The following is a 26162-nucleotide window of genomic DNA, read 5'->3' as shown; positions in this document are numbered from 1 at the left end:
GTCACGGCCGAACCGGTGTTGCCGCTGCCGGGGTTGCCACTACTGCCGGTCATCGGACCGGCGGAAATGCCGACGCTACCGGTTGTCGGTCCCGCGGAGGTACCAACGCAACCGCCCGCCGGACCGGCGGGAATGCCGACGCTACCGGTTGTCGGACCGGCAGAAATGCCAGCCGCCGGACCCGCAGGAATGCCCGCGCTGCCGACCGTCGGGCCCGCAGGAATGCCGACGCTACCGATCAGTGGATCGGCGGGCATGCCGCTGCCACCACAGGAGTTGATCGACGGCGTGCGCACCGGCGGCATGCCGGGTGGCAACAGCACGGACGTCAGTAGCCGCCTCGGTCCGGAATACGGCAGCGCGGACATAGACAGCCACCGCGGTCTCGAAAACGACAGCGGCGACGTGAGTACCCGCCCCGGGTTGGGCACAGGCAGCACCGACGCCAGCACCCGCCTCGGGTTGGGCACCGGCAGCACCGACGGCAGCACCCACCTCGGGTTGGGCACCGGCAGCACCGACGCCAGCACCCACCTCGGGTTGGGCACCGGCAGCACCGACGCCAGCACCCACCTCGGACTGGGCACAGGCAGCACCGACGCCAGCACCCACCTCGGACTGGGCACAGGCAGCACCGACGCCAGTAGCCGCCTCGGGTTGGGCACCGGCAGCACCGACGCCAGCACCCACCTCGGACTGGGCACCGGCAGCACCGACGCCAGTAGCCGCCTCGGATTGGGCACCGGCAGTGTGGAATCGGGCAGTGGCATACCGAATACGGGTGGCTCGATCGGATTGGGTTCCGGCAGTACAGGTTCGGCTGAGCAACCCGTCGGCCACGCCGCACCTGGGCCGGTCGTGGTCACTCCGGCTGTCGGTACTCCGGCCGGTCCTGCGCAGGCCGCAACCCCGGCCGCGGGCGACATTGCCCCGAGTGGGAGCTCCGATGCCGGTAGTGCGGCAGCGTGTTCGGCGAGCGCGCTCGGCGGCGGGCTCGCCTCGGCGGGATCGGTGGGAAGTTCCGGCAGCTTCGGCAGCGGTCCGGCGTTGATCGGTAGTTTCGGCAGCGGTCCCGCGTTGATCGGCGGATCCGGAACGGGCAGCGGTTCGGCTCTGGGCAGCATCATCGCCGGTGGCGCCTCCGGGATCGCCCTCGGCTGTCTGGCCCTGCTGCCGCATCCACCGGCCCCACTGCCCGGCTTACCGCTGCTGCTGTCGCCACCCCCGCTGCCAGCCGTGGTGCCGATCCCGGCGGCGGGCCGGGTCGCCCCGGCGCCGCAGCGGGTGCCCGAGCCACCGATGATCACACCGCCAGCGGTGGTACCCCCTGTACAGGAGACCCTGGCCGAGCCCGCCGCCGATTCGGTGGCCTTCGATGTGCTGGAACTGGTGACGGTACTGGTCGTCGCGGTCTTCGCCGCGCACGGCGGCACCGCGGTGGTCACGCGCCGCGCGCGCCGCTGAATCCCACAGCGGCCCATAGCAATCGCGCGGCACGCAACTAGGTGACAACAACAGGATCGGCCAAGGGCGTTCAGGCAAGGCCTGACCTGATCGATCCCGCACACACAGAGCGTGAATGGTTGGGCCGCAACGAGATCGGTTGGCGCAGTCCGGTGCGCAGGTGCAATGCGGGCCGCGCGAGACGAGGACCGTGGCGAAGTCGAACCCGCCCGCGCGCAGGGCGAACGAATCGGCCGTGGTGGGGGCGGTGAGGCGCGGTCCAAGACGAGGGCCGTCACTCGGTCGAACCCGCCCGCGCTGGGCGAACGAATCGGCCGCAGCGGGGGCGGTTAGGCGCGGTCCAAGACGAGGGCCGTGACTCAGTCGATCCCGCCCACACACAGAGCGCCGAATGGTTGGGCCGCAACGAGATCGGTTGGCGCAGTCGGTGCTGGTGTGCAATGCGGCCGCGCGCAGGACGAGGGCTGTGGCGCAGTCGATCCCGCCCGTGCGCAGGGCGGACGAATCGGCCGCAGCGGGGCGGTTAGGCGCGGTCCTGGACGAGGGCCGTCACTCGGTCGAACCCGCCCACACACCGAGCGCCGAATGGTTTGGCCCAACGAGATCGGTTGGCGCAGTCGGTGCTGGTGTGCAATGCGGCCGCGCGCAGGACGAGGGCTGTGGCGCAGTCGATCCCGCCCGTGCGCAGGGCGGACGAATCGGCCGCAGCGGGGGCGGTTAAGCGCGGTCCAGGACGAGGGCTGTGGTGTTGTCGGTTCCGCCGGCGCGCAGGGCGCCGTCGGTCAGGGACGCTGCGGCGGCGCCGGGGGTTTCGGCGGCGGCCAGAACGTCTCGGATAGCGGCCATGGTCAGGGGTTTGTGGGCGCCGTCGGAGGCGAGCAGGAAGCGGCCGCTGCTGGTGCCGGTCGTGGCGTGGCCGATCTCCTCGGGTGTGACCGTGCGGACGGAGGTGGTGACCAGGTGGCCCATGCGGGCGGTCGGGCGGATGCCACGGGAACTGAGCGCTTCGGCCACGGTGTGGTCGGTGGTGATCTGGTGCAGGACGCGACCGTTCCACCGGTAGGCGCGGCAATCGCCCACCCATGCGATATCGCACGGTATGTCGGGGTATTCGGGTGCGGGCAGGACCGCGACCACCAGGACGCAGTCGGCCTTCGCCTGCGGGAACTGCCGCGTCAGCTCCTGCTGCGCGGCCAGGATCCCGGCCACCGCGCCGCAGGCGGCGGACGCGTGCGCGGCGGTGGCGGCGGCCGTGCGGGCGGCGCGGACCGCGAGCAGATGGTCACCGATCCCGTCCGCGACGACGAAAGCCGAACGGCCACGCGCGATATCGGTGTACGCACCGACCGCGTCGGCGTTCAGCGACCGTGAGCCACGATGGCTGACGGACTCGGCTTGGATGCCGATGAGCTGGGCCAGCTCACGGTGGGTCAGAGCAGTCGTCACCTCGGTGTGCACAGCCTCGCCTCCTCGGACATCGGTACGCCGGCCGGGTGCGAGTCGGGTGCTCCAGCGCAATGTGCCGAGCCCGTGCCCCCGCACATAACTAGTCAACTCGCAGGTACCCAGGACCGTGCCCGAATTCACTTGTGCTTTTCCTGTGAATCCGGCGGCGGGGTGTAACGCTACGCCCCGCGCAGGTCCAAGATCCGACCCAACGCCCGTTCCAGGGCGTAGTTGCTGTCGGCCGCGCCGCCCTTGACGTCGGCGTTCAAGGTGGCCACGACCTGCAGGGCGGCACCGATCGAACCGGAGTTCCAGGCCCGGACCTGCCCCTGCGCCTTCTTCACCTTCCACGGCGGCATGCCGAGCTGCGGCGCCAGCGAGAAGGGGTCGGCCCGCCCGGCCGAGCCCACCCGCGCGATGGTGTGGACCGAATCGGCCAGGGCGTCGGCCAGCAGCACGGCCGGCACGCCCCGGTCGATCGCCCAGCGCAGGGCCTCCATGGCTTCGGCCCGGTCGCCGCCGACCGCGAGGTCGGCCACGTCGAAACCGGTGACCTCCGCCTTACCGGAGTAGTACCGGCGCACCGCGGCCACATCCAAGCGGCCACCGGTATCGGCGGCCAGCTGCGAGCAGGCCGCGGACAGCTCGCGCAGATCCGACCCCACCGACTCCAGCACCGCCTGCACCACATCGGCCGACACCCGGATGCCCGCTGTGCGGAATTCGTTGCGCACGAACTCGGTTCGCTCCGATGCCTTCGACACCCGAGCGCAGGCGTGGGTGACCGCACCCAGCTTCTGCAGCGCCGGGGCCAGTGCCTTGGCCCGGCCGCCGCCCGAGTGCAGGATCACCATCACCACGCCCTCGGTCGGATTCGCCGCGGCGTCGGTGATCAGCGCGACCGCGTCCTTACCCGCCTCGGCGGCCGACTCCAGCACGATCACCCGCTCCTCGGCGAACAGCGACGGGCTCAAAAGCTCGGCCAGTTCGGCGGTCCCCGCGTCACCGGCACGCAGCCGGTCGACCGGTAGCGCCGCCGGATCGGGTACCGATGCCCGTACGTCGGCGACGACCGCGGCGACAGCGCGCTCGATCAGCAGCTCTTCCTCGCCGAGCACGAGATGCAGGGGGGCGGGCCGTTCGGTCACGGCGTCGATCCTACGGATGGGCACCGACAGACTTCCCGCGGCTCGTCGACTCGGGCGCGGGCTACGGCCGTCGGGCCGGCGCACCTCGTCCGGCCCGGCCCGCTCATCCATCGGGATCCGCCGGCGTGCGGTGGTCTCCCGGCGGCCGGGCGGACAGTGCGACCAGCACCGCGACCACCGCGGCGGTAGCCGCGCCGCCCCACACACCGCTGGGCACCGACAGTGAAATGCCCAGTGCGGCACCACGACCCGATACCTCGAGGAGCCACCACAGCGGCGGACCGGTGAGTCGCAGCAGCAGGACCGCGCCCGGTAGCCACAGGCACGACAGCAGCGCGCCCAGCGTTCCCAGCACGGTGATCGGGGCGACGACCGGCTCGACCAGGACGTTCGCCAGCACGGCGAGCAGGCCGACGTGGCCGGTGAGTGCGGCGATGACCGGGCTGCTGAGCAGGAACGCCGCCAGGGCGACCGACACCGCCTCGGCTGGGCGGTGCGGCCAGCCGTGTGCCACGAGCCACTGGGACCAGCCCGGAGCGAGGAGGATCAGGCCGGCCGTCGCCAGCACCGAGAGCGCGAAGCCCGCGTCCAGGGCGAGTCCCGGCGAGAAGGCGAGCAGTCCGACCACTGCGGTGCACAGGGCCGGCAAGGCCTGGCGACGGCGGCCGGTGACGACCGCTGTCAGCGTGACGGCACCCATCACCGCCGCCCGCAGGACCGTGGGCGAGGGCCGGGCCAGGATCACGAATCCGGTCAGCGCCAGGGCGGCGAGCAGCGCACCGACCCGCGGGCCCAACGACACCCGGCGAACGGACACCAGCACGCTGGCCAGCACGATCGTCACGTTGGTTCCCGATACAGCCACCAGATGCGACAGATCGGTCTTCGTGAAGTTCTCCCGGACATCGTCGGGCAAGCGCGCGGTGTCGCCGTCCACGAGCCCCGGCAGCAGGCCCGCGGCCCGTTCCGGCAGTGCCCGTTGCGCGGCGGCGACGAACCGGGTGCGCACTGCCGTCGCGGGCACCTGCCACCAGGGTGGTGGCCCGACCGCGGTGGGCGGGCCCTGCGCTCGCAGGACGGCCACGGTCAGGTCGTGGCGCCACGGGCGCTGCACTCGCGCCCGGAAGGTCACCTGCTGGCCCGGGACCAGCGCGGACCACCCCGGTCCGGGCGCGAGCACGATCACCGAGCCGCCGGCCCGGACCGGCACCGGACCGTGCCGGTATTCCAGCAGGCCCGCCCGCACCATCCACTGCCGCGGGCCGAAAGCCTGCTCCGGCAACTGCTTCGGGTCTTCGCTGGGCACCACGACCGCGGTCACGTAGGTTCCGCCTGCCATGTGGCGCAGCGGATGGGTTTCGGCGCGGTACTCCTGCCAGGCCGCGGCAGCCGCGAACCCCGCCCCGGTCAACAAGACCGCGAGCAGCACCAGGAGCAGCACCGCACCCGGCTGCTTCCGATCGCGAAACAGCATGGGCGACAAGGCAATCGCGGCAGCTGTCAGGACACCGGCGAGGATCAGGCCGATCCGCCAGCCGAATCCGATCGCCACCAGTGCCGCTGCCCAGCAGCTCAATGCCACCGGCAGCAAACGGATGTCGAGCACCGACGGCACCTCGACCAGTTGCCGGTCGGCCGGCGCGGGGCCGCTCACAGCGTCACCAGCGCACGCAGGCGGGCCAGTCGCGACGGCCCGATACCTGCGACCTCGCCCAGCTGATCCACGGCGGTGAAGCGGCCGTGTTCGGTGCGCCAGGCCAGGATCGCGCGGGCGGTGGACGCTCCGACGCCGGGCAGGGTGTCGAGGTCGGCCTCGGTGGCGGAGTTGAGGTTCACCCGTCCGGTCGCGGTGCCGGGAGCCCGGGTACCTGCCGTCGCACCACCCGACTGGACGGCGCTGACCGGATGCAATCCGGGTCCGGTCGAGCCGACGACGATCTGGTCGCCGTCGGAGAGCTTCTGGGCCAGATTGAGACTCGTCAGATCGGCCCCGTCGGCGGCACCTACCCGGGAGAGCGCGTCAGCCACCCGCGACCCCGACGGAATATGTAGCAGCCCAGGGTGTTCCACCAGCCCGACCACACTGACGACCAGATCCTCCACGCGCGCGGGCGGATCCGGCGTCCGGCTGTCCGCACCCACCGCCGGACCGCTCGCCACCGAGGTCAGCGCGGCCCCGGGAACGATCGACGGCAATGCCGGAACCGCCGCCACAACCGGCTTCTCGCGCTGTGCCGCCGCACCCGCGACCACCACTGCCGCCACCCCCACCAGCGCCAGCACCACGACCCCCCGCCGCCCCGGATCCAGCCGCACACCCCGGAACCGCTCCGGAACCAGCCGCCCGTGCCAGAACGACACACTGCCCACCGGCTCACTCAGCCACGGCGGCACCGGCAGCGGCACACCCCCACCCGAATCCTGCTCCCGCTCACCACCTTCGGACCCCACCGGCCCCACCGCAGCGAAGCTTTCCGTATCCAGTTCCCACCGACCCACAGCGGTGCCGCCACCGAACTCGGCACGCACCCGCTCGACCGCGCCGACTCTTTCCGGCAGACCCGCGGTGCCGAACTTGCCACCACGCTCATCGAGCCCACGCTCTCGGTGCCGCACATCTGCGGCCAGGCCACCGAACTCGGCTTGTCCACTATCGAACGCCCCGGCGAACCCACGACCTCCCCTTGCCACCGGACTCACCGTGCCCGACTCGCCACCACGCTCATCGAGCCCACGCTCTCGGTGCCGCACATCTGCGGCCAGATCACTGAGCTCGGCCTTTCCACTATCGAACGCCCCGGCGAACCCACGACCTGCCCTTGCCGGCGGACCCACCTTGCCGGACTCGCCACCACCCCCTCCGGTCACACGCTCACGGTGCCACCCGACTGCGGTCGGACTACCGAGCTCAGCTCTTCCGTGATCGACCCCGCCGACACTTACCGGCGAGCCCGCCATGTCGGACTCCCCACCGGGCATACGCCCCCGGTGCCGCCCGGCCGAGCCGCGACCCGACTCGGCGCGCCCGCCGTCGAACGCACCGAACGCCACACCGTCGCCCGTTCCCCGCAGGCCCGCTTCGCGAGACTCGCCACCGCGCTCGCGGTGCCGGCCTCTGCGCTCTCCCGCTATCTCACTGCTGTTCTCGCCGAAGGGATTACCGCCGAATCTTCCGAGCAGCCCACTCGATGCCGCGCGCGGATCGGCGCCGGCCTCCGCCGGCACACCACTGCGGGACTCTCGGTGCCGGCCACCCCTGTGCTCCATGCGCGGCCCACCTCCGCGGTCCCCCAGCGGTCCACCGCCGAGTGCCCCGAGCCGCTCCCGCACTCTGCCGTCATCTCGCGCCATGGCCTCACGGTAGGCAGCGCGGCACGGGTCACAGGGCGGACGACCAGGGCAAACAGTAGGTCTGTGGAATTCCTTCGGGCTGTGGACAACTCACCGGACACCGACGCGCGGGGCGGGCCGATCGGCTCAGGTCAGGAGCCCAGCGGGGTGGTCAGCCGCAGCCGCCGGGTACTACGACGACACCGACCGAACCGAGTCCGAGGTGGACGCCCAGGGTCGGGCCGAATTCGGCGGTGACCAGTTCGCGGATGTCGGGGACCAGGTCGGTGAGCTGGGCCGCGAGGGTTTCGGCGGCCTCGGGGGCACCCAGGTGCTGCACGCCGATGGCCGCGCCGTCGTCACCGGCCGCGTCGACGGCCGCCGCGACGAGTTTCGCGAAGGCCTTGGATCGGGTGCGGGCCTTCTCGCGTAGTTCGAGGCGGCCGTCCACCAGCTGCAGCACCGGCTTGGTGACCAGTTCGGAGCCGAAAAAGGCTGCGGCCGAGCTCAATCGGCCACCGCGGCGCAGTTGTTCGGTGCGGTTGACCACCAGCAGGGTGCGGGCGCGCATGGCCGTCGAGACGGCGGTGTCGTAGACCATGTCCAGCGTGGCGCCGGTGGCCGCGCGGCGGGCGGCGGCCAGCACCGTCATGCCGTGCCCGAGCCCGGCGCTGAGCGAATCCACCAGGCGCACAGTGCGCGCGGCGTCCATATCGCGGATCGCCTGCCGGCCCGCTTCCCAGGTCGACGACAGCTGCCGCGAGATGTGCACCGCGACGACACCGTCACCACCGGACCGGGTGAGCGCGCGTTCGTAGGCCGTCCGCAGATCGCCCGGCGAGGCCGCGGCGGTACTCACCGCGGATGCGGCGTAATCGATCTCGCCGGTGTCCAGCCCCTCACGCAGGGACCGGTCGTCGACCAGGACATGCAGCGGCACGACCTCGATACCGCGCTCCTCGTACACCGCCGCGGGAAGATTCGGCGACGAATCCGTCACCACGACCACCGCCATGGGTCAGCGCACCCTCCCGGCGCGGGTGCCGGTCTCCACGTCGGTCAGCACTTTGCGCATGGCCTGCGCCACGGCGAGGTGACCGTCCCAGCCCCAGTGGATCCCGTCGGGATTGGCATCGTCGGAATCGATGTTGTCGCGCACCGCGGCACCCAGATCGACCAGCGGCACACCGGATTTCGCCGACCACTCGCGCAGCGCGCGCACCGCCGGCTCGCGCCCGGTGTGTACCTCGCCGTAGGACTCGCTGCGGTGCACCGAGGGCAGCACCGCGATCACCGGCAGCTCGGGCCGCAACTGTGCCAGCGCATCCCGCATCTGTTCCAGGTAGTCGACACTGACCTTGGGCGGCAGGGCGACCGGGCCACCCAGCCGCGACAGCCGCGGCTGCAACCACTGGTAACCGGTGCGGACCGTGCGGCGCAGGGCCGGCGGTCGCAGATAGCGGATCAGCTCGCGCAGCGGTGTCGGCAGCGGCGACGGCAGGGAATCCATTCCGCCGGTGGCGATCACGACCGCCGCCGCGCGCGGCACGGCGGCCCAGACGCGCGGGTCGCCGATCAGCGCCCAGTAGGCGTCGCGGCAGGTCCAGCCGATCCGCGCGACCAGCTCGACCTCCCAGCCCACCTCCGCGGCGACCAGGTTCGGCCAGATCCGCGGGTCGTCCGCGGGCAGACCACCTTTCGGCCCGAAATAGGACAGCGAGTCGGCGATCACCAGCAGCACCGGCCGGGGCTCGGCGGCCGCGGGACCGTCCAGCAGCGCGTCCGGCACCTGGCGCACCTGCCCGTCCGACGCAGCACGCAGCTGCTCGTCGGACACCTGGCGTTCGCCGGACTGCTCGGATCGATCAGAGGACATCGGGTGCCACCTTCGCCGCCGCGTTCCACACGTCCATCCGCCATTTCGGCTCGTCGATGCTCGGCCCGTGGCTCGACAACTGCACCCAGCTGGTGTTGGCCAGTCCGCCGAGGATCGGCCAGTTCGCCGGCGGCAGTTCCAGCAGCGCCGCGGTCAGTGCCGCGATGAGTCCGCCGTGCGCGACCAGCACGAGGGTGCGGTCGGGCCAGTCCGCGCGCTCGGCGAGTAGTTCACGCACCACCGGCAGCGCCCGCGCGCCGACCTCGAGTTTGCTCTCGCCGCCGGGCGGGGTGAAGGTGGGGTCGAGCCGCCAGGCCTTGCGGGCGCCCGGGTAGCGGACGTCCACCTCACGGTGGTCGAGCCCTTCCCAGTCGCCGAGCGAGGTCTCGCGCAGCCGGGCGTCCGCGGTCACCGGCAGGCCGGTGGCGTCGGCGAGGGCGCTCGCGGTGTCGTAGGCGCGCCGCAGATCCGAGGAGACGATGGCGATCGGGTCGGACGGTCCCAGCTCGCGAGCCGCGTCCTTCGCTTGCCGCCGGCCCAGTTCACTGAGCTCGGTGTCGTACTGGCCCTGCATCCGGTCGGCGGCGTTCCACTCGGTCTGCCCGTGCCGCAACAGGATCAGCGTGCGCACGCCGGCATACTTACTCACTCGGCGACTCCACCCGCCGCACGGTTGCTCGCGCCGGTCAGACCCTCGACGGCGATCTGCGGGCAGTCCTTCCACAGCCGCTCGAGCGCGTAGAACTCGCGCTCGTCGCTGTGCTGTACGTGCACTACCAGATCGACGTAGTCCAGCAGCACCCAGCGGCCCTCACGGGTGCCCTCGCGGCGTACCGGCTTGGCCCCGGCCTCGCGCAGCTTCTCCTCGACATTGTCGACGATGGCGTTGACCTGGCGCTCGTTTGGCGCGGACGCGATCACGAAGCAGTCGGTGATCACCAGCTGCTCGGACACGTCGATCACCACCACGTCCGTCGCCAGTTTGTCGTCGGCCGCCAGCGCGGCCACCTTCGCCAAGCGCGCCGCTTCGTCGGATGCCGTCACCGGTCCACCTTCCCGTTCCCCGGCACGTAGAGGTGCCGCTTCGATATGTACTGCACCACCCCGTCCGGCACCAGATACCAGACCGGCCGGCCCTCGGCGGCTCGGCGGCGGCACTCGCTCGACGAGATCGCCAGGGCGGGGATCTCGATGACGGTCAGCGCATCCGCGGGGCTGTCCCGCAGATGCTCCTCGAGATGGTCGACGTCGAGTTCGTACCCGGGACGGGTCACCCCCACGAATTTCGCCAGCTCGAACAGCTCGGACCAATCCTGCCATGTGAGGATGTTGGACAGCGCGTCCGCTCCGGTGATGAAGTAGAGCTCGGCATCAGGGTACTGGTTCTGCAGGTCGCGCAGGGTGTCGACGGTGTAGGTGACCTTGTCGCGGTCGATGTCGGCCCGGCTCACCGAGAATCGCGGGTTGGACGCGGTCGCGATCACGGTCATGAGGTAGCGGTCCTCGGCCGGGGAGACGGTCTTGCCCGCCTTCTGCCACGGCTGACCGGTCGGGACGAAGATCACTTCGTCGAGGTCGAACCGGTTGGCGACCTCGCTGGCGGCAACCAGGTGTCCGTGGTGGACCGGGTCGAAGGTCCCGCCCATCACGCCGAGCTTGCGCCGCGCTGTTTCTTGCACGGCTGCCGAGTCTACTGGCCGTGTCCCGGTGGGCCCGGGTGTGGACGGCGCTGATCGGCCGCGACTCGAAGGCGTCGTTCCTGAGAAAATGAACGCCATTTACTAATAGATGTTCACAACCGGGTGCCGAAGTGCTTGGATCGATGTCACACCTGCTCGAAGAGGAGACATCGTGTCCGCACCATCCATCCCCGCCGGCTTCGACTTCACCGACCCGGACCTGCTCGCCCAGCGCCTGCCCGTCGAGGAGTTCGCCGAACTCCGCCGCACCGCCACCCCGTTCTGGGTGCCGCAGGCCGACGGCCTCACCGGTTTCGACGACGGCGGCTACTGGGCCGTCTCCCAGATGGCGGACATCAAGGAGATCTCCAAGCGCCCGGAGCTCTTCTCCTCCGAGGAGAACACCGCCGTCATCCGCTTCTACGGTGACATCACCCGCGACGAGATCGAGGTGCAGCGCTTCCTGCTGCTGAACACCGACCCGCCGCGGCACAGCAAGCTCCGCAAGATCATCTCCAAGGGCTTCACCCCGCGCGCGGTCGAGTCGCTGCGCGCCGCGCTGCGCGAGCGCGCCGAACGAATCGTCCACGAGGCCAAGAAGACCGGTGGCGGCAACTTCGTCGAGCAGGTCGCCTGCGAACTGCCGCTGCAGGCCATCGCCGAACTCATCGGCATCCCGCAGGAGGACCGCGGCAAGATCTTCGACTGGTCGAACCAGATGATCGGGTACGACGACCCGGAATTCAACGGCGACCACAAGATGGCCACCGCCGAGGTCATGGGCTACTCGTGGAACCTCGCCGAGCAGCGCCGCGCCTGCCCGATGGACGACATCGCCTCCACCCTGCTCAACGCCGACATCGAGGGCGACTCGCTGAACTCCGAAGAGTTCGCGTGGTTCGTGATCCTGCTGGCCGTCGCCGGCAACGAGACCACCCGCAACGCCACCACCCACGGCATGAAGGCGTTCGTCGACAACCCGGAACAGTGGGAGATCTACAAGGAGCAGCGCCCGCGCACCGCACCCGACGAGATCGTCCGCTGGGCCACCCCGGTCGTCGCGTTCCAACGCACCGCCACCCAGGACCTCGAGCTCAGCGGCGCGCAGATCAAGCAGGGTCAGCGCATCGGCCTGTTCTACTCGGCGGCCAACTTCGACGAGAACTACTTCGAGGAGCCGTACAAGTTCAACGTGCTGCGCGAGAACAACCCGCACGTCGGCTTCGGCGGCACCGGCACCCACTACTGTGTGGGCGCGAATCTGGCTCGCCTGCAGCTGGATCTGATCTTCAACGCCATCGCCGACGTGATGCCGAACATCCGGCAGATCTCCGAGCCGGTGCGGCTGCGCTCCAGCTGGCTCAACGGCATCAAGAGCTGGCAGGTCGCCTACGAGTGAGACGGGGTACGCGTTCACAAGGACGCGACCCCCTTCGGCGGTTACGGTAACCGGATGGGCCCGCTGCCCGCACCTATCGGTGCGGGCAGCGGGCCCGACGGTCGCAGACACGAGACCGCTAGTAGGTGAGAGGAACACGGATGAACGAGACCCGCCGGCGTGGCCGGACGCCCGCGGTCACCGACCGCGACATCCGTCGCGTCGCACGCACCCTGCTGGTCGAGCAGGGGCCCGATGCCATCACCCTGCGGGCCATCGCCCGGGACCTGGGGGTCACCGCGCCCGCGCTGTACCGGCACTACGAATCCCGCGACGACCTGGTGGAAGCGGTCCGCCGAGACATCTGCGCGGACCTCACCGTCGAACTGGCGGCAGCCGGCGCGGGTCTTCCCGACGACGCGGCGACCCAGTTCTTCGCGGTGTTCCGCGCCTTCCGGCAGTGGGCCCTGGCGCACGCCCGCGAATTCACTCTCGTGTTCGCGTCCCCGCTGGGCGCCGGCGCGACCAGCGCCATGCAGCAGTTCGGTGAGCCGGTGGGCCGGATCTTCCTGGGCGCGGCCGGCCGGCTGCTCACCGACTACGACGTGGTCACCCCGCCCACCGAGCACATTCCGCCGGAGCTGCGCGACGACCTGACCCGGTTCCAGGCGGATCTGGTGCGCGCCGCCGCGGATTCGGGGCAGAAGTTCCCGGCCGAGAAACTGGATCTCGGCGTCGCCTACGTGATGATCCAGTCCTGGGCGCGGCTGTACGGCCATGTGACGCTCGAGGTGTTCGGGAACTATCCGCTGCCGGTGTCGCACCCGGACCTGTTGTTCGACGCCACGCTGGCCGACATCGGCCGCATCATCGGGCTGGCGCAGTGAACTAGAAGGTCTCCAGTGTGGTGCGCATCTCCGGCTTCAGCACCGGGTGGAGGTTCTGCCACGGCACGGTGATCACGATCTGACCGGCCGCATGCGAGGCGATCTCGCCGAACAGGATCTGCATGCCGTCGGCGGTGGCGTTCCAGTGCGCGTAGTTCTTCTCCACCGGCGCGATGCTGTCCGGGCTGTAGCTGTTGTGCGCGTTGGTCTGTGGCACCAGGATCGCCGCCTGCTGCGAGAGCACCCGCAGGCCCTGCTGTTCGTCGGTGAAGATGTCGGCCAGGGTCAGCGCGCGCCCGGTGTCGATATCGGTGACGTGGGTGTCCTGGTCGGTGAACGGGTGCGCGGCGCCACCGGAGTACACCGACACCGCGAGCACGCCGCTGAGGACGTGGGTGCCGATGACCACCCGGCTGCCGACCTGGCCGGAGGCGGGGTTGTCGGCCACGGTACTCACCGCGACTCCGGGCGCCCCGGGGGCGTGCAGGTCGCCCGGCTTCGCCATCGCCGCGAACTTGTCGCCGAGAGCCGCCATGGCGGTGTCGAACTCGGTCCGGGCCGCCGCTGCGCCGCCGCCGACCTGTGGGACGTCGAGCGTGTAGTTCGGCCCCTCGAGGTGCTTGCTGGTGACGGTGAACGAGCTGCCGGCCGGCGCCCCGGCGGAAGGCGTTGCCACCGGGACGGTTCCGTCGTCGGGCTCGCAGGCGGTCAGCAGTACCGCGCTCGCGGCCAGTGCCGCCGCGGTCGCAACGATCCGGATACGCATGGGTTCCCCCTGTTTCGATGTGGTTCGGGTCATCGGGGATTCATCGTGCTCGGGCCGCCGGTTGTGAACAGCCGGGCGGTGCGAGCATCCGCGGACAGGTCCGCGTGCAGTTCGCGGTATTCGGCGCCGTCGGCGACCAGCCCCGCGCCGGCCTCGAATTGTCCTGCGGCATCGGTGTATCGGCCGAGCGCGCGCAGTGACCAGCCGTATTGTTCGTGCAGCAGCGCGATCTCGGGCGGCCGGTAGGGCAGGTCCCGTGCGGGCAGCACGGTGGCGAACAGGTCGGCGGCGGCCGCGTGCTGGCCCTGCCGGTGCAGTATCCGGGCGGCGAGCGCTCGATGATGAGCGGCGTCGGGCGGCGAGATGGCTTCCCAGCGCAGCGCGGCCGCGAGTGCCGCGTCGGCGAGTTCGCGGTCCGGGCCTCCCCGGGCGGCGACCGCGGTGACCACCAGCGAGGACAGCCGCGCCAGATCGGTGGCGGGTAGCCCGGCGCCGCGGCTCAGCGCTTGGCGGAGCAACAGTTCGGCTCGCGCCGGGTCGGTACGCAACACCGCGACGGCCTGTTCCACGATCCCGGCCACGCCGGTATGGCCGCCGGGATCGGCGCGCGCGTTGTGATGCATGCGCCGACCTTTGCCGACAGCGCCAACGAACCGCTTAACGACGCCTTGCACTACGAGCGGATCGAGATCACCGGTGGCGGTACTTCGTTCGGGGCACGACACCACCGGCGAACCGGAACCGGTTCGGCCGTAGGTGTTCCCCGTGAGTGGTCACACCGGCAGCAGCCGGCCGACCAGTTCGGTGAGCTGCCGGGCGGTCCGGCACTCGTGCATCTCGACGATATCGGCGTACTTCATGGCCGCCGAATCACCTGTGCCCCAGAGCTTCTCCGCCTCGGGGTTGAGCCAGTGCGTGTGCTTGGCCGCGGCGGACAGCTCGCGCAACGCACCCAGCGACGGGTCGCGATAGTTGGTCCGGCCGTCGCCCAGGATCAGCAGTGCGGTCTTGTCGGTGATCGCGTCCGGGAAGTCGCGGGCGAAGTCGGCCAGGGCCCGGCCGTAGTCCGAATGCCCTTCCACGGACATGACGTTCGTCTCGGTGAAGATGCGTTTGGTCACCTGGTCCAGCGGTGTGGCGGGCGTGAACAGGTGAGTGACCTCGTCGACCCGGTCCACGAACGCGAAGATCCGGACCCGCGAGAACTGTTCCCGCAGCGTGCTCACCAGCAGCATGGTGAAACCGGAGAAACCTGCCACCGAACCCGAGATATCGCACAGCAGAACCAGATCCGGGCGCCCCGGGCGGGGCTTGCGGGCGGCCAGCTTGATCGGCACGCCGCCGGTCGACATGGATTTGCGCAACGTCTTGCGCAGGTCGATCTCGCCGCGCCGGGCCCTTCGGCGGCGGGCGGACAGCCGGGCGGCCAGCACCCGGGCCAGCCGCTGGCTGCCGCGGCGCAGGTCCGCCAGCTCCTTGTCGGAGATCCGCAGGAAGTCGGCGTCCTCGGCCTGACGGTTGACACCGTAGGTGGCGACCCGGTCGCGGCCGACGCGTTCGGCGACGCGGCGGCGGGTCTCGTCGGCGACGGCGTCGCGGAACTGCTGCACCCGATTGCGCGCGGTCTGGCGGGCGACCGCCACGTCGAATTCCGAACTGTCCTGTCCGGCGGTCAATCCCGCGATGATCTTGCTGATCAGCAGTTCGGGCTGGACGGCCTGCAGGGTCTGATAGGCCGAGAACGAGGGCCCGCCGGCCGCGTTGTACTGCCCGAGCTGTTCGACCGCCTGCGCCGCGAGTTCGCGCATCCGCTCCTGCTGGACGCCGTCCGGGTCGGCGATCGCCTCGGCCAGTTCCCGGCGCACCGCGATCATGTCGGGCGTGCCGTCCTCCTTGCGGGGCACCTCGGCGCCGACCGCGCCCTGCCGCTCACCCTGCGCGGCCGGGAACCACAGGTCGAACAGGCCGTCGAAGGTGGGGCGCTGGGTACTGCTGCGAATCAGCGAGCAGGCCAAGGCTTCCCGCACCGTCTCGCGGTCGGTCAGTTCGATGACCGCCAACGCCCTTCCGGCGTCGACGGTTTCGGCCGGGCCGACCGGAATTCCGCGGTCCCGCAAGGCTTCCACGAAACCCACCAGATGCCCGGCCATGCCGTGCGGCGGCACCGGATCGGGCTGCGGCGGGGCGCCGGGACCGGGGACCGGCTTGCGCGGCACCCGGAACGTGCGGCTCGAGCGCGGCACGGCCACGGCTCAGGCCAGCTTCAGTTCGGCCAGGGCCCGCTGGTGGTCGGCCTGATGCTTGAGCACGACACCGAGCGTCGCGCGCACCGTGGTGTCGTCGAGGTCGCGGGCGCCCAGTGCCAGCAGGGTGCGGCCCCAGTCGATGGTCTCCGAGACCGACGGCAGCTTCTTGAGCTGCATGCCACGCAACACGTTCACCACGCGCACCAGCTGTTCCACGACCGCGGGCTTGAGCTCCGGCACCCGGCTGGCCAGGATCTTGCGTTCCAGCTCCTCGTCCGGGAAGTCTAGGTGCAGGTAGAGGCAGCGGCGTTTGAGCGCCTCGGACAGCTCGCGGGCCGCGTTCGAGGTCAGCACCGTGAACGGCAGGCGAGTCGCGGTGATGGTGCCCAGTTCCGGCACGGTGACCGCGAAGTCGCTGAGCACCTCCAGCATCAGGCCTTCGATCTCGACATCGGCCTTGTCCGCCTCGTCGATGAGCAGCACGGTCGGCTCGCTGCGCCGGATGGCGGTCAGCAGCGGCCGGGCCAGCAGGAACTCTTCGGAGAACACATCGGCCTTGGTCTCCGACCAGCCGTTGTCGCTGGACGCCTGGATACGCAGGATCTGCTTGGCGTGGTTCCACTCGTAGAGCGCCCGCGCCTCGTCGATGCCCTCGTAGCACTGCAACCGCACCAGTCCCGCGCCCGCGACCGTGGCCACCGCCCGTGCCAGTTCGGTCTTACCGACACCGGCCGGTCCCTCGATCAACAGCGGCTTCCCGAGTCGGTCGGCCAGGAACACCGAGGTCGCGGTCGCCTTGTCGGCCAGATACCCGGTCTCCGCCAGCCGCGTGATCACCTCGTCCACCGACGCGAAGATCGGCTGATGCGCCTGCCCGACCACGTGGCCTCCTATGCACCGTAAAAACCATTCCTACTCGACGGTACAGGTTCGATGCCCCGCGAACACAGTGGTGTTTCCCGCACCTGGGCGGTCGGCCGGATCAGTCGCACCACGAAGCGAGGGCCGCCGCGAGTTCGGGCGCGTCGACCCGACCCTGCGCGACGTCGAGCATCACAGTTTCCTGCTCGTCCGGCAGCGCCGCCAGCCGACGGCCGTGCAACTCCAACATCAGCGCCGCGGCCTGGAGCGCGGTCCGCTTGTTGCCGTCCACGAACGGATGATTGCGGGCCAGGCTGTGCAGCAGCGCGGCCGCCTTCTCCCACACTGTCGGATACGGCTCGACCTCGAACACGTCGAGCCGCGGCCGTTCTCCGGCCGACGCCAGCAACCCGACGTCCCGAACGGCCGGGTCACCACCGTTCACCACGGAGGCGGTGATCAGCAGTTCGGGCAGACCCAAGTATTCGATGCGCGTGCTCACGCCAGCCGGTCCATCAGATCGGCGTGCCGTTCCATATTGGCCTCGACCATGGCCCGAATCGAGTCGGCCCGGTCCAGATACCGCTTGATCGCATCCTGCGCCAGATCCTGCTTGCTGCGCCCTTCGCGTTCGGCCGCCGCGGCAAGCCGCCGGTCGTCCTCGTCGTCCAGCCGCAGTGTCATCGCCATGGATCGATGGTATCGAGGCGACACCACTGATTTTGCGCCTCGATCGTCCCGGCGAGCGGATCATCTGTCGCAGATCCTCTGCACAGCAGCGGTTTCGGCATTCCCGGTGCACACTGTGCACTGTGACCGAACCGTTCGCCTACCGCGTCGACGACGTCTTCGTGCTGACCGGACGGGGAGTCGTGGTGACCGGCACCGTGATTCGCGGCGTCATCGCGGCCGGCGATCGGGTCCGCAATACGCGGACCGGGCGGCGATTGCAGTGCACGGGAATCGAATTCGTGTGCCGCAGATGGGGGCCGCCGCGCGATCCGGCTGCGGTGCCGCTGGTGTTCGGCGGGGCGGATCGAGAACACTTCCGGCCCGGCGATCTGCTCACCGGGCCGGACGATACGGATTGACCTAGGCCGGGCGGATCTGGCCGTCGCCCCAGACGATCCACTTCGTGGAGGTCAGTTCCGGCAAGCCCATCGGGCCGCGAGCGTGGAGCTTCTGGGTGGAGATGCCGATCTCGGCGCCGAAGCCGAACTGCTCGCCGTCGGTGAAAGCCGTCGAGGCGTTGACCATTACGGCGGCGGCGTCCACGCGGGAGGTGAACTCGCGGGCGGCCTTCAGGTCGGCAGTGACGATGGCCTCGGTGTGACCGGTGCCCCACTCGTTGATGTGGTCGACGGCGGCGTCGAGGTCGTCGACGACCTTCAGGGCGATGTCCAGCGAGAGGTATTCGTCGGCCCAGTCCTCGCGGGTCGCCGGGACCAGGCCCGGGAGGTCGCCGTGGATGGTGACGCCGGCGCTCTCCAGGGCGGACAGCAGGCGCGGGACGGCGGTGTCGGCGACGGCGCGGTCGATCAGCACGGTCTCGGCGGTGTTGCACACGCTCGGGCGGCGGGTCTTGGCGTTGAGCAGGATGGACTCGGCCATGTCCAGGTCGGCGGCGGCGTGCACGTAGACGTGGCAATTGCCGGTGCCGGTCTCGATGGTGGGCACCAGCGCGTCGCGCACGACCGCGTTGATCAGGCCGGCGCCGCCGCGCGGAATGACCACGTCGACCAGACCGCGGGCCTGGATCAGGTGGGTGACGCTGGACCGGTCGGCGCTGGGCAGCAGCTGCACCGCATCCTGCGGAAGCCCTTGTGCGGCAAGCGCTTCCCGGAGCACTTCGACCAGCGTCGCATTCGAGTTCGCGGCCGAGGACGAGCCGCGCAGCAGGGCCGCGTTACCCGACTTCAACGCCAGGCCGAACGCGTCGACCGTCACGTTCGGGCGCGCCTCGTACACCATGCCGACCACGCCGAGCGGCACCCGGACCTGCCGGATCTCCAGCCCGTTCGGCAACGTCGAACCACGGATCACATCGCCCACCGGGTCCGGCAATCCCGCCACCTGACGCAGCCCCGACGCGATCCCGTCCACCCGAGCCGAGGTGAGCCGCAACCGGTCCAGCAGCGACTCCTCGGTGCCGGCGGCCGCGGCGGCCTCGATATCGCGGGCGTTGGCGGCCAGTACCCGGTCGGCGGCGGCCAGCAGCGCGTCGGCGGCGGCGTGCAGGGCGGCGTTCTTGGCCTCGGTGGTGAGCTGGGCGAGCGTGCGCGACGCCACCCGGGCCCGTCGCGCCGCGTCGTGCACCTGGGTGCGGACGTCGTCGATACCGGCCTCGGCAGGAGCAGTCATACCGTCCAGCCTACTGACCGGGGAATCCCGGACCCGCGCCGGTCACATGCCGACAGCGCTGCCCGCGCACCCCGGCCGCCGGTCGCATGCCGACAGGCAACATGCCCCGGATCCGGATCCGTGGTTCCATCGGGCCATGGCAGCAGAGACGCATATCGTGACCGCCTCCCGGGAAATCGCGGCCGCAGCCGACCGCATCTTCGAGCTCATCGCCGACCCGGCGCTGCAGCCCGCCTGGGACGGCAACGAGAACCTGGCCGAGGCCGCCCCGGGGCAGCGGGTACACGCCGTCGGCGACATCTTCCGGATGACTCTCACGCTGGGCACCGACCGCGACAACCACGTCGTCGAGTTCCAGGAGGGCCGCCGCATCGCGTGGAAGCCCTCCGAGCCGGGCCTCCCCCAGCCCGGCCACCTGTGGCGCTGGGAACTCGAACCGCTGGCCGACGACCGCACCCGCGTCACCCACACCTACGACTGGTCCGCCTTGACCGACGAGAAGCGCCTGGTGCGCGCTCGGGCCACAACGTCCGACTCCCTGCGCGCTTCGCTGGACAACCTCGCCCGGGTCGCCGAGCAGGCCTGATATCACCGGGCGCGGAGCCGCCGGTTGCGCAGCCGGACAACAGATGACGGCTACAGCCCGACCGGTGCTCGACGGCCGGCAGGTCCTCGATCCGAGCTTCGGGCACACGGGCCGCACCGGGGACTACCGTGGCCGGATGACCCGAATCGTGGTGGTGGGCAGCGTCAATATGGATCTGGTGACGACGGTCGACCGGCGGCCCGCGCCCGGGGAGACCGTGCGCGGCAGTGCGTTCACCACCGTTCCCGGCGGCAAGGGCGCCAATCAGGCGGTCGCGGCGCAGCGCGCGGGGGCGAACGTCGAATTCGTCGGCGCGGTGGGTGACGACGAATTCGGTGCGGCGCTGCGGGCGGTGCTGGCGGATGCGGGGGTCAGCACCTCCGGCCTGCGCACCGTCGCCGGGCCCAGCGGCACCGCGTCGATCGTGGTCGACGGTAGCGGTGAGAACACGATCATCGTGGTCGGTGGCGCGAACGCGGCCGTCACCGAACTGACCGCTACCGACCTGGATCTCGTCGCGACTGCAGACATCCTGTTGTGCCAGTTGGAGATTCCGGTGCCGACCGTGCTCGCCGCGGCGCGCCACGCCCGCGCCCACGGCACAGTGGTCGTCCTCAACCCCTCCCCGGTGGCCGAACTGCCTGCCGAGTTGTGGGCGGCGGTGGACGTGGCGGTGGTCAACGAAGGTGAAGCAGCACAATTGGATTCGGCGCTCGCGTCGGTGCCGTACGTAGTGACGACGCTGGGCGGACGCGGTGCGGCACTGCGCGGCCCGCACACCTCGCTCACCCGACCCGGCCTCCCGGTTGCCGTGCTCGACACCACCGGCGCTGGTGACGCCTTCACCGGCGCCCTGGCGGCCCGATGGCCGCACGGCCCCCAGTCCGCCCTCGAATGGGCCTGTACCGCAGGCGCATTGGCAACCACGAAGCTGGGCGCCATCCCCGCACTCCCGGACTCGGCTGCCATCGCCGCCGCCCTGCCCCGGTGATCGCTACACGCCTTCCAGCCGCGCCGGCCGCAGAGCCGATCTCGCCGACGCACCGCCGAACCGAGCTCCGTGCCCGCCCCACGGCCGCAGGCCCGTACTCGGCCCGCGAGCCGATCTCGTCACCACACCGCCGAGGTCCTTCACCCGTTCCCACCACCGCGCCAGGCCCGCGGTGACGACCCGTGCGTGCGCCGGAACACCCGGGTGAAGTACCCCGGATCGTCGATCCCGACGCGCCGCCCCACCACCGCGACCGGCAGATCGGTGTCGGCCAGCAACCGCCGGGCTTCCGCCATCCGCCGCTCGGTGATCCACTCCCCGACCGTGCGGCCGGTGCGCCGACGGACCACCGTCGTCAGGTGGCCCGGCGTCACCCCGACGGCGGCGGCCACATCGCGCAGCGAGAGCGGTTCGGCGAGCCGCGCGTCGATCACCTCGAACACCTCGGCCAGCAGCGGTTCTCCGTTGCGGCGCAGTTCACCGCCGACGTCGGCGGCCAGCCGCGCCAGCTCGATCAGCAGCAGGGTCAGATGGGCGGCGACCGCCGACCGGTAGCCCTCGCGCCGCTGCGCGAGTTCGGACTCGATCCCGGTGATTCCGGCGGTCCACCGCGCGCGGCGTTCCGGCGGAACCTCGAGGCGCAGCAAACCACCGGAATCCCCGTGCAGGAACGGGAACAGCAGGGGATGTGCGCGCCAGGCCGGCCACGGCGAGCGCCCCGCCGCGTCCACCGCGGCCGGATCGAAGAACACGCCCGCGCCCCTGGCCACGTGGATGGCGTTGTCCACGTCGATGACCGCGCCGGCCGCGACCACGTACACCACGCCGAGGTCGTCGTCGTACCAGAGGACCGGAAAATCGTGGATGTGCGGGCCGAATTCCGGGACCACGCCGGGCGCGAAGCGCAGGACGGCGGCCGGTGGGGTCACCGCGTCCATCCGGTAGTCGAAGACCGGTACGCCGTCGCGCCGCCGCACCTCCCGGGCCGCCTTCATATCACCGAAGATAGTCCCGATACCACGAACTTTCGACCCACTTCCCGAGCCGATGCCAGGTCATCGTGGATGTCATGACCAAACATCATCCCAATGTCGACGCACCGGCCACCCCCGACTACATCCCGGCGGCCGGGGTGGACTTCATGCTCCCGGCCTACGACCTCATGACCCGGCTCTTCGGGATCGACACCGCCCACGGCACCCTGCTGAGCCAGGCCGCGACCAGCAAGCCCGCCGATCTGCTCGAAATCGGCTGCGGCACCGGCAGTCTGACCGTGCGCGCCAAACGAGAGTTCCCGCAGGCCCAGGTGGTCGGCTTCGATCCCGATCCCCGCGCGCTGCAACGCGCCCGCCGCAAGGCCGGCGGGCTCACCGGCATCCGCTTCGACTCCGGGTACGCACAGCAACTGCCCTATCCGGACCAGAGCTTCGACGTGGTGCTGTCGGCGTTCATGCTGCATCACCTCAGCGCCGAGGCGCGGTCGGCGACGGCCACCGAGGTTCTGCGAGTCCTGCGCCCCGGCGGCACGCTGAACCTGGTCGACTTCGGCGGCGCGATGGTCCCGCAGGACGGCCTGATGGCCCGGGTGCTGTTGCGCAACGGGCACGTCGCGCCGAACCTCGGCGACGGTATCCCACGGCTACTGCAGGCCGCCGGCTTCGACTGTGCCGAGGTGGCCACGCAACGAACCCATCGCGCCGGCCGGTGCACCTTCTACCGTGCGGTCCGACCCGCCTGACCTGGTGAAACGATCCGCCGATCACATCGGTCACCTGTCCGGCGCGCGTTCGACGGGCAGGTGGCTCATTGTGACCGAAGACACAAACCGGACAACCAGACCAATGTGTCTCACAGGTCTCCTACACTCCGTTCCGAAGTTAGACGGAGGAATGCATGACGGTCACCGGGCTACGAGCCGCGGAGAGCTCTACCACCGCGACACGTCCGGACGGCCGCGGTGCGGCAGGCCCGGTATCGATGATCGAGCGGATGACGCTCATCCTGGACGCCTTCGACGCGGCCACCCCCACCCTCAGCCTGCTCGACATCACCACCCGCACCGGCCTGCCCCGCTCGACCGTGCACCGCATCCTGGACCAGATGATCCGGCTGCGCTGGCTCGCGCACACCGTGGGCGGATACCGGCTCGGCTTGCGGGCACTGGAACTGGGCGGAGTCGCCGCCGGCCACAACGAGATTCGCGACGCCGCCGCGCCGCTGCTGCACGATCTGGCCCAGCGGACCGGACTGGTCGCGCACCTGGCCGTCCTCGACGGCCGCGAAGTGGTGTACCTCGACAAGACCGCGGGCCGCACGGCGCCGCCGGTCCCCACCCGGCTCGGCGGCCGGCTGCCCGCGCACGCCACCGCCGTCGGCAAGGCCATGCTGGCCGGACTGGAACCCCCGATCGCCGAGGCCGCGCTGCGCGCCCGGCTCCCGCGCCTGACCAACCGGACGCTGTGGGAACCCGACACCCTGCAGCGCGAGTTCACCCAGATCCGGCTGCGCCAGGGCATCGCGGTCGACCGCGAGGAGTCCATGCCGGGCATCGCCTGCGTGGCGGCTCCGGTCCGCAACCGCGGTCTGGCGCCGGCCGCACTGTCACTGACCGGCCGCGCGGATGCCATGAGTTTCGACCGCCTAGCCCGCTTCGTCCTCGACGCGGCCCGCGAGATCACCCGCACCCTCGCCCCCGCGACCCGAGTCACCGGCACCGGGCACTGAGTCCCCTACGCGGGCAACAGCTTCGGCCGACATGCGGACGGGGTGGCACCGCAGCGCGATACCACCCCGTCGAACCGGGACTAGGCGTCCTCGAGTACCTCGGCGAAAGCGATGACAACTCCGCCGGTGGCGTGTTCGCGGGTGGCGCCCACCAGTGGACCGGCTGCCGCCGCGGCGGCACTGGCCGCCGCGTAGTCGGCGAAGTACAGGTCCAGCAGGCGGTAGGCCGGAGTCGGGCTGCCGTCCTCCTTCGGCCAGACCTTCGACGCCTGCAGGCGGGTCAGGCCGGGGAGCTCGCGCGCCAGCTTCAGCTGCTCGGGGTAGGCCGCTTCGAACGCGGCCGGGTCGGTGGGGTTGGAATAGACAAAGCTGATCTTGGTCGGCTTGCCTTGCGCCGTCATGGATAACCTCTCGTCGATCTCGGGTGATGCGGCGAGCACATGCTCGCCTGCCGCCGACGCTATTGCGCGGAATACGCTGAAACCATGACCGCTCCGCCGGGAAATATTGCCGATCGTCCAGTGGTACAAGATGATTCATGTACCGACCACCGACCCGACGACCTGCTCTCGGAGTTGCTCCGGACCGTGCGCCTCGGCGGTGAGCGAGTCGTCGCCTACCGCCCGGCTCCCGCCTTCTCGATCGACTTCGCCGAGTTCGGCAGCGTGCACATGGTCGAGGAGGGCGAGCTCGAGCTCCGGATCGACGGGTATCCCCGCATCGAACGCGTCGGGCCCGGCGATGTCGTCCTGCTGCCCCGCGGCGACGCCCACCGCATCAGCGACCCGGCCGCGCTCGGCGAAACCGGTCCGGCGCGCTGGCTCAGCGGCACCTTCACCATCGGCGATCCACAAGCCAGTCAACTGCTCAGCAGCCTGCCGCCCGTGATCATCCTCGGTACGGGCCGCGCCCCGGCGCCCGAGGGACTCGAGATCGCCCGCCGCATGGTGACGATCGAAATGCAGTCGCCGACACAGGGATCGGCGGTCATGATCGCCCGCATCCTCGATCTGATCTTCATCCAGATCCTGCGCGCCTGGGCCGCCCGCCCCGACGCCGAACCCAACTGGCTGGCCGGCGCCTTCGACCCACAGATCGGCCTGTCCCTGAGCGCGATCCACCGCGACCCCAGCCACGACTGGACGGTCGAAGAGCTGGCCCAGGCCTCCCACCTGTCGCGGTCGACCTTCGCGGCGCGCTTCACCGCACGCGTCGGTACACCGCCGGCCACCTATCTCGCGCAGGTGCGCCTGGACGCCGCTACCGACCTGCTCCGCGATACCTCCCTGTCGGTCGCGCGCATCGCGGACCGGGTCGGCTATGCCTCGGAGGCCGCCTTCAGCCGCGCGTTCCGCAACCGCTTCGGCACCCCACCGGCCCGCTGGCGCCGCCGGACCGCCGCGCGGTAATCGCGTCAGGCAACGGGCTCGGTGACCACCGCGTAGCGATCGGGTCGATGCGACCGGCGGTACTCGCTGGGCGCGACCCCGACCTCACGACCGAAGTGGGCCCGCAGATTCGCGGCCGTGCCCAGACCGCAGCGCTCCGCGACCTGATCCATCGGCAGATCGGTGACCTCGAGCAGTTCGCGCGCCCGGATGATGCGCTGAGTCAGCAACCAGCGCAACGGAGTACACCCCAGTTCGGCATGGAAGCGGCGCACCAGGGTGCGTTCGCTCAGCCCGGCGTGGCGGGCGAGATCGCCCACGGTGAGCGGACTCCCGAGCCGCCGCAGCGCCCACTGCAGCACCGCCGCCAGACCGTCCTCGGCGGCGCGGGCCGGGATCGGCGCGGCCACGTACTGGGCCTGCCCGCCGGCCCGGTGCGGCGGCACCACCATATTGCGCGCGACCGCGCCCGCGACCTGCGCGCCGAGGTCCTTGCGGATCAGGTGGATACACAGGTCCATGCCGGCCATAGTGCCCGCGCTGGTGAGGATCCGGCCGTCGTCGATGTACAGCACCGACGGATCGATCCGCAGGCGCGGATACCGCTCGGCCAGGATCGGCACGTACTTCCAATGGGTGGTGATCGGCCGGTCGTCGAGCAGTCCGGCGGCGGCCAGGATGAACGCGCCCGAGCACAGTGACGCGATCCGCGCGCCCGCCGCGTACGCGGCGCGTACCGCGTCCACCAGTTCGCCGGGCGGATCGCGGCGGACGTCGGGTGTGGAGGGCACGATCACGGTGTCGGCGCTGACCAGGTCGTCGTAGTCGTGGTCGGTGAGCGCGATGAACGGATCCCGCAGCGTCGCATGGCGACTGCCGCGCGGACCGCACAATCGCAGGTCGTACCAAGGAGTCTCGCCCGCGCCCGGCGGCGGGGCGCTGAAGACCTCGTACGGAATCGAGACCTCGAAGACGGGCTGGCCCGGCGTCACCGCGACCGCCACTGTGCCCGGATGCCGAACAACCATGTC

28 protein-coding genes are annotated in these 26162 nt (G+C 70.7%); 9 read left to right on the top strand and 19 right to left on the bottom strand.

Annotated elements, in window-relative coordinates; genetic code table 11:
• Positions 1-255: 255 nt before the first annotated feature.
• Entirely contained in the window at positions 256-1464 is a 1209-nt protein-coding gene (locus EBN03_RS13205; RefSeq protein ID WP_147471569.1) for a hypothetical protein, read from the top strand.
• Positions 1465-2181: 717 nt separating this feature from the next.
• On the opposite strand, the gene EBN03_RS13200 is transcribed toward EBN03_RS13205, so the two are convergent.
• The 9 genes from EBN03_RS13200 to nadD form a co-directional block, all read right to left on the bottom strand.
• Complete coding sequence (locus EBN03_RS13200) at positions 2182-2922, bottom strand: PP2C family protein-serine/threonine phosphatase (protein ID WP_233608348.1); 741 nt, start codon at positions 2920-2922, stop codon at positions 2182-2184.
• A gap of 167 nt (positions 2923-3089) precedes the next feature.
• Positions 3090-4058 carry a DNA polymerase III subunit delta gene (gene holA, locus EBN03_RS13195; RefSeq protein WP_233608347.1) on the bottom strand — a complete coding sequence of 323 codons (969 nt, stop codon included), beginning with the start codon at positions 4056-4058 and terminating at the stop codon, positions 3090-3092.
• Between the two features lie 103 nt (positions 4059-4161).
• Complete coding sequence (locus EBN03_RS13190; protein WP_122188255.1) at positions 4162-5712, bottom strand: ComEC/Rec2 family competence protein; 1551 nt, start codon at positions 5710-5712, stop codon at positions 4162-4164.
• Positions 5709-6749: a ComEA family DNA-binding protein gene (locus EBN03_RS35520; protein ID WP_199742755.1), complete on the bottom strand. Its 1041-nt coding sequence runs from the start codon at positions 6747-6749 to the stop codon at positions 5709-5711. The genes EBN03_RS13190 and EBN03_RS35520 overlap by 4 nt, the downstream gene beginning before the upstream one ends.
• Before the next feature lie 811 nt (positions 6750-7560).
• Complete coding sequence (locus tag EBN03_RS13180; RefSeq protein ID WP_122188254.1) at positions 7561-8403, bottom strand: DegV family protein; 843 nt, start codon at positions 8401-8403, stop codon at positions 7561-7563.
• 3 nt (positions 8404-8406) lie between these two features.
• Positions 8407-9264: a diglucosylglycerate octanoyltransferase gene (gene octT / locus EBN03_RS13175; protein WP_122188253.1), complete on the bottom strand. Its 858-nt coding sequence runs from the start codon at positions 9262-9264 to the stop codon at positions 8407-8409.
• The gene (locus EBN03_RS13170; RefSeq protein ID WP_233608369.1) at positions 9254-9838 is read right to left on the bottom strand and encodes a histidine phosphatase family protein; all 585 of its coding nucleotides are present in this window, start codon (positions 9836-9838) and stop codon (positions 9254-9256) included. The genes octT and EBN03_RS13170 overlap by 11 nt, the downstream gene beginning before the upstream one ends.
• A gap of 71 nt (positions 9839-9909) precedes the next feature.
• Positions 9910-10308 (bottom strand): ribosome silencing factor, encoded by a 399-nt coding sequence (gene rsfS, locus EBN03_RS13165; protein WP_122188251.1) that lies wholly within the window; start codon positions 10306-10308, stop codon positions 9910-9912.
• Complete coding sequence (gene nadD, locus EBN03_RS13160) at positions 10305-10910, bottom strand: nicotinate-nucleotide adenylyltransferase (RefSeq protein WP_233608368.1); 606 nt, start codon at positions 10908-10910, stop codon at positions 10305-10307. Before nadD ends, rsfS begins: the two co-directional genes overlap by 4 nt.
• Positions 10911-11115: 205 nt before the next feature.
• Here nadD and EBN03_RS13155 point away from each other — a divergent pair, with 205 nt between their 5' ends.
• On the top strand, positions 11116-12342 hold the full coding sequence (locus EBN03_RS13155; RefSeq protein ID WP_122188249.1) for a cytochrome P450: 1227 nt from the start codon (positions 11116-11118) through the stop codon (positions 12340-12342).
• A 140-nt stretch (positions 12343-12482) separates the two neighbouring features.
• Entirely contained in the window at positions 12483-13208 is a 726-nt protein-coding gene (locus EBN03_RS13150; protein WP_122188248.1) for a TetR/AcrR family transcriptional regulator, read from the top strand.
• Between the two features lies 1 nt (position 13209).
• On the opposite strand, the gene EBN03_RS13145 is transcribed toward EBN03_RS13150, so the two are convergent.
• The 6 genes from EBN03_RS13145 to EBN03_RS13120 form a co-directional block, all read right to left on the bottom strand.
• Positions 13210-13974, bottom strand: coding sequence for an RsiV family protein (locus tag EBN03_RS13145; protein WP_122188247.1), 765 nt, complete (start codon positions 13972-13974; stop codon positions 13210-13212).
• A 29-nt stretch (positions 13975-14003) separates the two neighbouring features.
• A complete protein-coding gene (locus tag EBN03_RS13140) occupies positions 14004-14597 on the bottom strand; it encodes a hypothetical protein (protein ID WP_122188246.1) in 594 nt (197 codons plus the stop codon).
• Between the two features lie 150 nt (positions 14598-14747).
• Entirely contained in the window at positions 14748-16124 is a 1377-nt protein-coding gene (locus EBN03_RS13135) for a vWA domain-containing protein (RefSeq protein WP_122188411.1), read from the bottom strand.
• A gap of 102 nt (positions 16125-16226) precedes the next feature.
• Complete coding sequence (locus tag EBN03_RS13130; protein ID WP_122188245.1) at positions 16227-17102, bottom strand: AAA family ATPase; 876 nt, start codon at positions 17100-17102, stop codon at positions 16227-16229.
• 100 nt (positions 17103-17202) lie between these two features.
• Positions 17203-17583 (bottom strand): type II toxin-antitoxin system death-on-curing family toxin, encoded by a 381-nt coding sequence (locus EBN03_RS13125; RefSeq protein WP_122188244.1) that lies wholly within the window; start codon positions 17581-17583, stop codon positions 17203-17205.
• A complete protein-coding gene (locus EBN03_RS13120) occupies positions 17580-17771 on the bottom strand; it encodes a TraY domain-containing protein (RefSeq protein ID WP_122188243.1) in 192 nt (63 codons plus the stop codon). The genes EBN03_RS13125 and EBN03_RS13120 overlap by 4 nt, the downstream gene beginning before the upstream one ends.
• Before the next feature lie 122 nt (positions 17772-17893).
• On the opposite strand from EBN03_RS13120, the gene EBN03_RS13115 reads away from it, so the two are divergent.
• Complete coding sequence (locus EBN03_RS13115) at positions 17894-18172, top strand: hypothetical protein (RefSeq protein WP_122188242.1); 279 nt, start codon at positions 17894-17896, stop codon at positions 18170-18172.
• Between the two features lies 1 nt (position 18173).
• Here the strand turns inward: EBN03_RS13115 and EBN03_RS13110 are convergent, their stop codons facing one another.
• Positions 18174-19442 carry a glutamate-5-semialdehyde dehydrogenase gene (locus EBN03_RS13110; protein ID WP_122188241.1) on the bottom strand — a complete coding sequence of 423 codons (1269 nt, stop codon included), beginning with the start codon at positions 19440-19442 and terminating at the stop codon, positions 18174-18176.
• Positions 19443-19578: 136 nt separating this feature from the next.
• Between EBN03_RS13110 and EBN03_RS13105 the strand changes: the two genes are divergently transcribed.
• Entirely contained in the window at positions 19579-20028 is a 450-nt protein-coding gene (locus tag EBN03_RS13105) for an SRPBCC family protein (protein WP_122188240.1), read from the top strand.
• Positions 20029-20164: 136 nt separating this feature from the next.
• Positions 20165-21019 (top strand): ribokinase, encoded by an 855-nt coding sequence (locus tag EBN03_RS13100; RefSeq protein ID WP_122188410.1) that lies wholly within the window; start codon positions 20165-20167, stop codon positions 21017-21019.
• Positions 21020-21159: 140 nt separating this feature from the next.
• On the opposite strand, the gene EBN03_RS13095 is transcribed toward EBN03_RS13100, so the two are convergent.
• The gene (locus EBN03_RS13095; protein WP_122188239.1) at positions 21160-22014 is read right to left on the bottom strand and encodes a helix-turn-helix transcriptional regulator; all 855 of its coding nucleotides are present in this window, start codon (positions 22012-22014) and stop codon (positions 21160-21162) included.
• A gap of 74 nt (positions 22015-22088) precedes the next feature.
• Between EBN03_RS13095 and EBN03_RS13090 the strand changes: the two genes are divergently transcribed.
• Positions 22089-22757 (top strand): class I SAM-dependent methyltransferase, encoded by a 669-nt coding sequence (locus tag EBN03_RS13090; protein ID WP_122188409.1) that lies wholly within the window; start codon positions 22089-22091, stop codon positions 22755-22757.
• A gap of 155 nt (positions 22758-22912) precedes the next feature.
• Positions 22913-23743: an IclR family transcriptional regulator gene (locus tag EBN03_RS13085; protein ID WP_122188238.1), complete on the top strand. Its 831-nt coding sequence runs from the start codon at positions 22913-22915 to the stop codon at positions 23741-23743.
• Between the two features lie 80 nt (positions 23744-23823).
• Here the strand turns inward: EBN03_RS13085 and EBN03_RS13080 are convergent, their stop codons facing one another.
• Entirely contained in the window at positions 23824-24144 is a 321-nt protein-coding gene (locus EBN03_RS13080; protein ID WP_122188237.1) for an EthD family reductase, read from the bottom strand.
• Positions 24145-24228: 84 nt separating this feature from the next.
• Here EBN03_RS13080 and EBN03_RS13075 point away from each other — a divergent pair, with 84 nt between their 5' ends.
• Entirely contained in the window at positions 24229-25152 is a 924-nt protein-coding gene (locus EBN03_RS13075) for an AraC family transcriptional regulator (RefSeq protein ID WP_122188408.1), read from the top strand.
• A 5-nt stretch (positions 25153-25157) separates the two neighbouring features.
• Here EBN03_RS13075 and EBN03_RS13070 read toward each other — a convergent pair whose 3' ends face one another.
• Entirely contained in the window at positions 25158-26159 is a 1002-nt protein-coding gene (locus tag EBN03_RS13070; protein ID WP_122188236.1) for a GlxA family transcriptional regulator, read from the bottom strand.
• Positions 26160-26162 lie beyond the last annotated feature (3 nt).

Origin of the sequence: Nocardia stercoris, assembly GCF_003696265.1 — a bacterium.
Lineage (GTDB): Bacteria > Actinomycetota > Actinomycetes > Mycobacteriales > Mycobacteriaceae > Nocardia > Nocardia stercoris.
This window is presented reverse-complemented; position numbering and strand designations above follow the sequence as displayed.